8 protein-coding genes are annotated in these 7,023 nt (G+C 44.4%); 3 read left to right on the top strand and 5 right to left on the bottom strand.

What is annotated here, in order from left to right:
- Positions 1 to 666: ATPase domain-containing protein (locus tag PX481_RS01430; RefSeq protein WP_288093298.1), on the bottom strand; the 666-nt coding region annotated here is incomplete at its 3' end.
- Between the two features lie 233 nt (positions 667 to 899).
- Here PX481_RS01430 and rpaB point away from each other — a divergent pair.
- From rpaB to PX481_RS01415, 3 genes are all read left to right on the top strand, one after another.
- The gene (gene rpaB / locus PX481_RS01425) at positions 900 to 1,628 is read left to right on the top strand and encodes a response regulator transcription factor RpaB (RefSeq protein ID WP_288093296.1); all 729 of its coding nucleotides are present in this window, start codon (positions 900 to 902) and stop codon (positions 1,626 to 1,628) included.
- 9 nt (positions 1,629 to 1,637) lie between these two features.
- On the top strand, positions 1,638 to 2,279 hold the full coding sequence (locus PX481_RS01420) for a cofactor assembly of complex C subunit B (protein WP_287971709.1): 642 nt from the start codon (positions 1,638 to 1,640) through the stop codon (positions 2,277 to 2,279).
- Positions 2,280 to 2,423: 144 nt separating this feature from the next.
- Positions 2,424 to 2,573 carry a hypothetical protein gene (locus tag PX481_RS01415; RefSeq protein ID WP_288093294.1) on the top strand — a complete coding sequence of 50 codons (150 nt, stop codon included), beginning with the start codon at positions 2,424 to 2,426 and terminating at the stop codon, positions 2,571 to 2,573.
- Positions 2,574 to 2,834: 261 nt separating this feature from the next.
- On the opposite strand, the gene PX481_RS01410 is transcribed toward PX481_RS01415, so the two are convergent.
- The 4 genes from PX481_RS01410 to cphA all read right to left on the bottom strand — a co-directional run.
- Complete coding sequence (locus PX481_RS01410) at positions 2,835 to 3,509, bottom strand: dual OB domain-containing protein (protein WP_239698203.1); 675 nt, start codon at positions 3,507 to 3,509, stop codon at positions 2,835 to 2,837.
- On the bottom strand, positions 3,497 to 3,943 hold the full coding sequence (locus PX481_RS01405) for a DUF488 domain-containing protein (protein ID WP_002804177.1): 447 nt from the start codon (positions 3,941 to 3,943) through the stop codon (positions 3,497 to 3,499). Before PX481_RS01405 ends, PX481_RS01410 begins: the two co-directional genes overlap by 13 nt.
- Entirely contained in the window at positions 3,879 to 4,580 is a 702-nt protein-coding gene (locus PX481_RS01400) for a DUF488 domain-containing protein (protein WP_061433144.1), read from the bottom strand. Before PX481_RS01400 ends, PX481_RS01405 begins: the two co-directional genes overlap by 65 nt.
- A gap of 117 nt (positions 4,581 to 4,697) precedes the next feature.
- Positions 4,698 to 7,023, bottom strand: a 2,326-nt coding sequence (gene cphA / locus PX481_RS01395) for a cyanophycin synthetase (protein WP_288093290.1), incomplete at its 5' end; no start/stop codon positions are given.

Raw genomic sequence — 7,023 nt, 5'->3', positions numbered from 1 at the left:
TGCGGAAGTTAACGCCCCAAAATAAAGAGTTTGAATACTGTCAATTACCGCCACCTGTGGGCGTAGAGATTCTAATTCCCGCAAAATTTCCTCTAAATCTGTTTCTGGCAGAACGTAGAGATGATTATCGAGTTCTGCGGTTGATTCAGAGGCTTTTTTCTCCTTGCCATTGCCGTTATTTTCCGACTCCACGGCAACCACTCCCACCCCCAAACGGGCAGCCCGCAGTTTAATCTGTTGTCCCGATTCTTCGGCGGAAACGTAGAGGATGCGCGGTAATCTTTGGGCGAGTTGGTTGGTAACTTGCAGTAAAAGCGTTGATTTGCCGATGCCCGGATCGCCGCCGATTAGTACAAGAGAACCCGGGACGATGCCGCCACCGAGAACGCGATCGAATTCCCCGTAACCAGAGGGAAAACGTTCCTGTTCATACTGGGTAATTTCCGAGAAGCGAACCGAGATGCGCGGTTGGGGGTTGCGTTCCCCTTTGCCGTTATTTGGGCGACTATTTTGCCATCCTGGGCGATTTACCGCCGGATTATTGCCACCAGCCATCACTTGTTCTTCTAGCGTCCCGTAGGTGTCACAACTGGGGCATTTTCCCAACCATTGGGGAGATTCCGCCCCACAAGCACTACAGATATATATTGTTCGCGATTTCGCCATGTTTTTTAAGAAAAGTTGAAGAAAAGCGGTTTGGGGATCAATTCTCTTGTCAAATTTAATTAAGTATGATAGGGGGGAAGGAAGACCATAAAGTTATTGATAATTGCCATAAAAGAAATAAAATAGGAAATTTAGGCTTAATGATAACGGCAAAAGGATATTCTATAAACAGGAACGCTCGTTATTTAACTTTAAAATTCATCACACTATTTAACTAAGGAGTGTTAATTCAGTTGGAGAACCAGAAGGAAAAAATTCTCGTTGTTGATGATGAAGCCAGCATCCGTCGTATCTTAGAGACTCGTTTGTCGATGATTGGTTATGAAGTCGTCACCGCCGCCGACGGCGAGGAAGCTTTAGAAACCTTCCGCACCGCCGAACCCGATTTAGTGGTTTTGGATGTGATGATGCCGAAATTAGACGGTTACGGTGTCTGTCAGGAACTCCGCAAAGAATCGGATATTCCTATCATTATGTTAACCGCTTTGGGGGATGTGGCCGATCGAATTACCGGGCTAGAATTGGGCGCGGATGACTATGTAGTTAAACCTTTTTCTCCCAAAGAACTCGAAGCGCGGATTCGTTCGGTGTTGCGTCGGGTAGAGAAAAATGGCGCTCTGGGGATTCCTAGTTCCGGTGTGATTCATATCGGTTCCATTAAAATCGATACCAATAAACGCCAAGTTTATAAGGGGGATGAACGCATCCGTCTGACCGGTATGGAATTTAGTTTACTAGAATTATTGGTCAGTCGCTCGGGAGAAGCTTTTTCGCGCTCGGAAATCCTTCAGGAAGTTTGGGGTTATACCCCCGAACGTCATGTGGATACGCGGGTGGTAGATGTGCATATTTCGCGTTTACGAGCCAAATTAGAGGATGATCCCAGCAATCCTGAGTTAATTCTCACCGCTAGAGGTACAGGCTATCTTTTTCAACGTATTCTAGAACCAGACGAGGAATAGTTCTCAGCTATGGCACAAGCTGATCCCAATCGTATTTTAAGACTGTTACCCCTGTTCGCCGGCATCGTCGGGGGTACGGTATTAATGTTTAATCGTTTTGCCACTGCCGATTTAACCCCATCGCAAGCGCGTTCCGATGTGATGGGAGTGATTTTGAGTGGGGTTTTAATTTTGGTGGGTTTAATCTGGCAAAGAGTTCAACCCCGCTTACCGGATGCTGTGGAATTAATCGGGCGCGAAGGCCTGGAATTTGCCCCAGATTTGCCAGAACAGGTTAAAATTGAGCTTGCTTGGGCTTCCCATTTACTTTTAACCAACACCGTGACAAAATCTCTGATCGTTTATTATCGGGGAGAAGTTTTATTACGTCGCGGTATCTTAAGCCAGAATTCTGAAGTTAAAGTTAGTAATATTATTAAAAGAGTTTTAGAAACCGGTAAAGCCGTTTATTTAGTTAATTTAAATTTATATCCCGCTAAAATCGAGTTTGACTATTTGCCAGAAAACACCCAAGGCTTAATCTGTCAACCCATCGGTAAGGAAGGGGTGTTAATTTTGGCCGCCAATGCGCCGCGCAGTTATACTAAACAAGATGAAATTTGGATCGAGGGAATTGCTGATAAATTAGCCGACACTTTCAGTCAGTTTTAGACGATTTCAGTTGAGTAGGGAAAAAAGATGCCAAGAATCCAGTTTAGCAATCTTCATATCTGGTTGTAGGGCGATTTTGTCCAAAATTGGCACAAAGCAAGAGAATTGCTTGAGTATCGGCGGCGAACATCTAAGAATCTCCCCATGAATTCATCTACTTTTGATCGCTTGATTACCCGCGGCGAAAATTTCGATGCAGTATTAGCGATCGCCAAAGTAACCACTTCTATTCAGATTCTACCAGTTTATTTTCCGGTTCTTCTGGTTTCTGTGTGGAAACGAGGTCTATACTGATAGTTTCTTCCGCCAAATAGCGATTAAAGTTTTGCCGGATAAGCATTTCACCTTACATAAGCAAAAATTATCACACAAAGTCGAGAAGAGCCATTTTCCCTTGATCGCTCCAGCATTTATGCTAAATTTACTGGTAGAATACTGGGGATTTACCCCGCCCACTTCAGTCTGTTAAACTCCACTGTTCATAGCTCTGAAAATTTCACGAACAGAGATTTTTTCGAGCAAACAACCTATAAAAAAGTTGTCTAGCCGTAATTCCTATAATTCAATTACAGCTGCTATTAATTTCCAGCAGGGAGCTTCTCCTTCCCAATTTGCCGAAGAGACCCAAGGCAGACTAAGACTGACGGTAACAAAACAGTTTTGCTGAGGTTGATAGCCTGTATTTAATTTCTCGACAAATACGGGATCAGTTATCTTTGCTTCTGTCAAACTGTTACCATTCGCTGTTGTAATTGTGCCACGCCACTCAAAATTTCCTTTTGAATTTTCTTTTTGATATACTCTAAAACTCTGCACATGAATCAACTGGAGAGTATAACGTTGATTGAAATTAAGGTTTTTCAAATAAGAAGGATTAACATATTTAATTGAATTGTGCAGTATTTTTGTTGGGGTTCTACAATACTTTCCCAAATCATTGATATTGAATCTACCTACACATTTCCATTCACCGGGTAAAACGGAAAGATTTTCCGATTCAAACCCAAAATCATTGCCAGTATCAGCAAGGGGAATTTCGAGAATATCTAAAACTTTTGGTTCTTTATCAGAAATTAGTCTAACTGATCGTGGAACCCTGCCATCTTCTGGATAAAGAGAATCACACACAGGACGAACCCAATTTCCTGAACTAATATCAATTCCAGCGATACAGCGTTCATTTAATTTCCATGAATTAGCAAGACAGACAATTTTTTTCAGAGATGACATATATTGATATTCCCCCATTTCTCCTTTAAATATTCCGCCACTAAACGACGGTGACAATTATGAGGTTTTGCCTCACTACAGAGTAAACAAGCGTTATTAATTACATCTGGAGAAACTTTTGTTTCAATCCTCCGGCTACTAATAAGTTGTCTAAATTTTTGTTCGTATATTGTCCAATCAACTTTTTTCTTTTTATATTCATCAAGAATATCTTGAGTTGGAGCTAAGTCTAAAACATGAACATAGTCAATGCCACCGATGACTTTTAAAAAATATTCTAGGTCAGCTTTTTTACTAAATCCTGCTAACTGGGAAACATTATTTAAACGAGTATCTATAACTCTCTTAACACCAGCTTTTTGTAAGTCATCAAAGAACTTCTGTGCAGTCTTTTGAGTAAAGCCGATTGTAAAGAGATTGATTGTCCTGTTCATCTTGATTACCACTTGTTTCTATATAAGCAATTGCATCACCCTGAAGCTTATAAGCTTTCTCCAAACATTCTGCTTTTGTGAGAAGATTGCTATTTGGCTCGACAAATAAAGAAAGCTGAATTTCTTTTTGACTACTTGCTGAAAAATCGGTCAAACTATGTTTAAACAGCATTCTTTCTTCCAGATGGTCATGAGATTCCAAGTCACCATTTTTGAGAATATGATAAATATCTAAATCGCAATGACGTAGATGTTGACAAACCAGAATCGCTCTATGACATTCAATCGGGTCTTTCTCCGCACACATAAGGGCAATTCGATGTTTTTTCACTCCCTGTAAAATTCGTTCAATTCCATGATTAAAAGCAGATGTTTTCGCAATTTTTTCGTATAAAGCTTGACCATTGACATAACATTCTTGGCTGCTCGGTCTGGCTCCTAATTCCTTGCCCAAAAACACATAGTAAATGCCTTCACTTTTTAAAGCATTTGACAATATTGACTGATTAAAATGCTTGAGAAATCGGCTATAAGGATGAGAACGAACATCAGCAAGGGCAGTTATATTATGCTTCTTAAGTAGAAGCATAAATGAGGCAATTTCGTGATTAGAGTGGCCGATGGTGAATAACTGCATCAATATTATTATTCCTTCGATGAAAGCCTACAATAATCATTGTAGATCAACGATTGCCTAGAGAGGGGAACAGGCCATCGGGCCAGAAATGACTCTATAGGCAGAATATCCCAACTTCTAACCCTGGTTATCGGTCAGGGGTCGATGTTTTTCGATCAAATCGATCGCCTGGGTGACACTTTCGGGGAAAATTACCACTAAACCACCCTCAGAAACCGTACTTAAAGCCTTCTCTAAAGCTTCCGTTTCATCGAGAATAACTTCCGGCCGCAAACTGGCATTTTCTTGGCTAATTCCCCTGAGAATTAAATCGGCCACTTCCCCCCGGCGGCGACCGCGAGTATCGTTATCTTCCTTAACAATAATTCGATCGAACATAAGCGCCGATAATTTCCCTAATAAAATTAAATCATCATCACGTCGATCGCCAGGTCCCCCGACCACGCCGACTTTTTCCCCGGACCAATTGCCGACAAAACCGCCGACGGCTTCGTATCCGGCGGGATTATGGGCATAATCGATTAAAGCGTGATGGTGTCCCAAGTCAAACAGGTTCATCCTGCCGGGGGTCTGGGCCACGGAAGGTTTAAAGGTCCGCACCCCTTGGCGAATTAACTCGATATCGATACCCTGCACAAAAGTGGCTAAACAGGCGGCCAAGGCGTTAGCAATCATAAAAGGAGCCATTCCCTGCATAGTCACGGGAATATTGACCGCTTCCTCGATTCTCAGCGTCCATTCTCCCTCTAGAATCGACAGATAGCCATTCTCATAGATGGCGGCCATGCCACCCCGACGGATATGGTCGTGAATAATCGGGTTATCGGGACTCATGGAAAAATAAGCGACTCTTCCCTTGACTTTTTCGGCCATACTAGCGGTCAAGGGGTCATCGGCATTTAAAACCGCGTAACCCTCGGCGCTAACCACCTCGGCCACAACGCTTTTTACCTTCGCCATTTGTTCGATGGTGTCGATATCGCCGATACCCAAATGGTCGGCGGCCACATTTAACACCACCCCCACATCGCACTGATTAAAGGCCAAACCCGATCGCAGGATACCACCCCGGGCCGTTTCTAACACGGCAATCTCCACTGTCGGATCCTTCAAAATCATACTGGCGCTGTAGGGACCGGTGTTATCGCCCTTTTCTACCAGATAATCATCGATATATACGCCGTCCGTCGTGGTAAATCCGACTACTTTCCCCGTTTGTCGGCAAATATGAGAAATTAAGCGGCTAGTGGTGGTTTTGCCGTTAGTTCCCGTAATTGCCAGAATTGGCACGCGACTGGGAGTCCCGGGGGGGAATAACATATCGATAACTGGGGCGGCGATATTGCGGGGTAAACCGCGACTAGGGGCGACGTGCATCCGAAAACCGGGGGCGGCGTTGACTTCTACGATCACCCCGTCCACTTCTTTCAGGGGTTTGCGGATATCATCTGTCACCACATCGATCCCGGCAATGTCCAAACCGATTAATTTTGCCACTCTTTGGGCGATCCAGACGTTTTCGGGGTGAATTTCGTCGGTACGATCCACGGCGATGCCGCCGGTGCTTAAATTAGCGGTGGCCCGCAGATAGGCGATCTCTCCGTGGGCTAAAATGCTGGTCAATTCATAGCCCTGTTTCTCTAGCACATTAAGGGCGGTTTTGTCAATAGTTATTTTAGTTAAAACGTTGGCATGACCGTCACCCCGGTTGGGATCTTGATTAGTAATTTCGATTAATTCTTCTACAGTTGAGCGCCCATCACCGACGACGTGAGCGGGAATCCGTTCGGCCACGGCGGCGACTTTGCCGTTTATGACTAAAATTCGGTGATCACTGCCTTTATAATACCTTTCTACGATCACGCTGCGGGTTTTCGAGGCGGCACTGGCTAGATCATAGGCTTCCTCTGCTTCCTGTTGATTTTTGATGTCGATGCTGATACCCCGGCCGTGGTTGCCATCGAGGGGTTTAATCACGATGGGAAACCCTCCCACTTCCTCGATTGCCGCTGACAACTCATCCAAGTATTGAATCACCGTACCCCGGGGGACTGGAATCCCACCATCCTTGAGGATAGTTTTTGTGCCTTCCTTGTCACAGGCCAACTCAACGGCTAAGATCCCCGAAAAACTGCTTAAAGTGGCTTGAATGCGCTTTTGGTGAACGCCATAGCCCAATTGCACCATGGCACGAGCGCTCAGGAGTAACCAGGGAATATTTCTAGCTTGTGCTTCTTTGACGATGGTTTCGGTACTCGGACCAAGGGCAGCATTATTGCATAAATCGCGTAAATCGGCTAAATCCTGGGCCAATTCTTCCTGAGGATAGGTTCCCGTATCGACAATTGATTGACACAAACGCACGGCAGCCCGACCCGCATAACGTCCCGCTTGCTCGTCAACGTACTCAAACACCACGTTATAGACTCCGGGGGTGGAGGTG

It is taken from the genome of Microcystis sp. M53603_WE2 (genome assembly GCF_030065435.1).
This window is presented reverse-complemented; position numbering and strand designations above follow the sequence as displayed.